Origin of the sequence: Vibrio sp. 10N.247.311.51 (assembly GCF_041467855.1) — a bacterium.
Taxonomy (GTDB): domain Bacteria; phylum Pseudomonadota; class Gammaproteobacteria; order Enterobacterales; family Vibrionaceae; genus Vibrio; species Vibrio coralliirubri.
In genome coordinates, this window is sequence record NZ_JBFSVK010000067.1 from 1 (window position 1) to 2,240 (window position 2,240).

At 43.8% G+C, this 2,240-nt stretch carries 3 protein-coding genes; all 3 read left to right on the forward strand.

What is annotated here, in order from left to right; genetic code table 11:
* Nucleotides 1-226: hypothetical protein (locus AB6E85_RS25740; protein ID WP_372144808.1), on the forward strand; the 226-nt coding region annotated here is incomplete at its 5' end.
* A 312-nt stretch (nt 227-538) separates the two neighbouring features.
* Nucleotides 539-979, forward strand: coding sequence for a DUF2787 family protein (locus AB6E85_RS25745; protein ID WP_372144810.1), 441 nt, complete (start codon nt 539-541; stop codon nt 977-979).
* Nucleotides 980-1,240: 261 nt separating this feature from the next.
* Entirely contained in the window at nt 1,241-1,915 is a 675-nt protein-coding gene (locus AB6E85_RS25750) for a DUF2787 family protein (RefSeq protein ID WP_372144812.1), read from the forward strand.
* Nucleotides 1,916-2,240: the final 325 nt, after the last annotated feature.

Genomic DNA, 2,240 nt, shown 5'->3' on the forward strand with positions numbered 1-2,240 from the left:
ATTTTTGCCGCTAATTGTTGCTTATTCATATTCTGCTCAATTCATTTCAACTATTGACCGACATCGTGAAAACAGTCGGCACATGTTCTTAATATTGTGTTTTGGGACTCAGTTAAACCTGAGCTTCTTGCTCTTGTATCTACGCTTTGAGAGCTTCACTCTTAAACGCCAAAAAGCCACCGACTTTGAAGCCGATGAGAGCCTATCTTTAAAGGCAAGTCTCTAAGTAATTTTCTAAGCTAACTTGAACTATGTCGCTACCTTTTTAATCGCGACTATTTTCAGCAACCACCGAGCTGTACTCTCGCTAGTTCTATGTCCATTTTAAAACATGGAGAATACGGGAGAATTGAAGAATCAACAATGCGCAAAACCAAACTTTCAGCACACAGGTTTCATATGTAACTTTTTGCTTTAGCCGAAATGACTCACCATTCAGCATCACGCCCTTCTACCCCTGCCATCCATTCGAATCAAAATCTTTTCAAATATATTTCATCACTATGCATAACCCCACAGATAAAGAAAGGAACCGCTTATGCATAGAAATCCCTTACCCGCAATTTCATTCAACAAGACGGCTTTGCCTATCTCTCTGGCTCTTCTGGATACGTTAAACAACGTTCTAAACAAACACACAGGACTCGTAGAGGGTCATCACATCATCCATTTCAGTAACAAGCACTACACCGCTGAGCATGGAGGCCATCACCCTGTTGAGATTGCACTGGCGAAAGGCATTAACAACCTCTATTCAATCCTTTGCATCACAGATTTTAGCTTCAATGGATACCCTTACCCGACACTTGAGCAAGACATTGAATTCGATTTCACTCATGCCACGCTCTTCACACGATACTCTGGTTTAAAGAGTATGAGCGCCCCCAACACCGACAAGCTATACACACTATGGGAGTCCAGGTTTATCGCTAACTTAGCCAAGGGAGTCTACAACCAAGTCGAGCTGCGTAGCCGCTAATACCTGAGAGTAGTTGATAACCACCACCTCTCTACCGATCCCTCGCTTCTAGCTATCACCACGATTTTACTACCTTACTCTTTCACAGGAGAAACCCTTTATGTCCTATGACATTGTCTATGAACAGCTGGCACTGCGTGTACCAAAAGAAGACGTTATTCAGCAAGCCTGTACCTTCTTTAGAGAACGCCTAAACCATACCGACATCCGAAAGCCCTGTATGAACGTTACAGACTTAGACTGCGTGAAGATGACCTATTTATGCTCCACATGCTCATTGGCTCTAGCAATCTCTTTGACACGGAGACAAACAAACGAGCACGTAGCTGGCAGTTTTGTGGTGTAAACACCTTCAACCAACTACTCGTGAAATACGGTTGTGACTGGTCAGCAGCCGCTGAATCAGGAGATGTCAAACTCAATGGTCGAGACACCAAAGCAGAAGGTTGGATACGTGCATTACGTAACACACTGAATCACGCTAAAGACTATGGAGTGATGCCGTATTGTCACACCCTAGAGGTATGGCTTAAAGCACCATTAGAGAAATCCAAACAAACCCAACTAGATGAGTTAAAAACGCAGCTAAGTGATTTAGATGCAACTTGGAAAGAACGGCAACGATTTGATGACGATGGCTTTGATGTCGCAATAAAACCCAAATCTGCTTTTGAGATGTGGCTATTTCAGCAGCTCATCAATGGCTACCAAGGCAAGTGCTGGATAAATGGCTCAGAACCGCCCTATCACGCTGATCCAGAATTGGCGCGATGTCTAGACTTTGATTTTCGAGACCAAGCGTTCTTTACAGAATTCGGGGGATGGAGTCCAATCAAGGGCAACTATTCCGCTGTAGAGATGTTCGAGCTTTGGCAGGATAACTTCTTAAACTACATCGATATGGAAGCGTTTGACTCTATATCTATCACTTCGTAATGAGAGAACAACCCGTCCGGGTCTATGTCACGATACAAAGGCACCGGACCACTACAGCCATCAAAAAGTCGTGTTTCGGAGAGAGCTAACCCTATATGCAGCAAGGCCTGAATGACTTTTCATCATTGACTCCCACCCCACGACTTATCACGACATTATCGATAAGTGATACCAACCATGCCCAATATCCCCCCTTTGAAAGAGCAGCTCACAAAAGCGCTCATTAGAGTCGCTCTCGCGAGTTGTCATTACCTTAATGAACAGTATCAACACTTTAAAAAGGAGGTAGAGCAAAGCTCAGATCACGAACTGTTTGAATTCGTTC

Coding starts and splice junctions, on each gene's coding strand:
- AB6E85_RS25745 (WP_372144810.1), top strand. CDS start 539: ATGCATAGAAATCCCTTACCCGCAATTTCATTCAACAAGACGGCTTTG.
- AB6E85_RS25750 (WP_372144812.1), top strand. CDS start 1,241: ATGCTCCACATGCTCATTGGCTCTAGCAATCTCTTTGACACGGAGACA.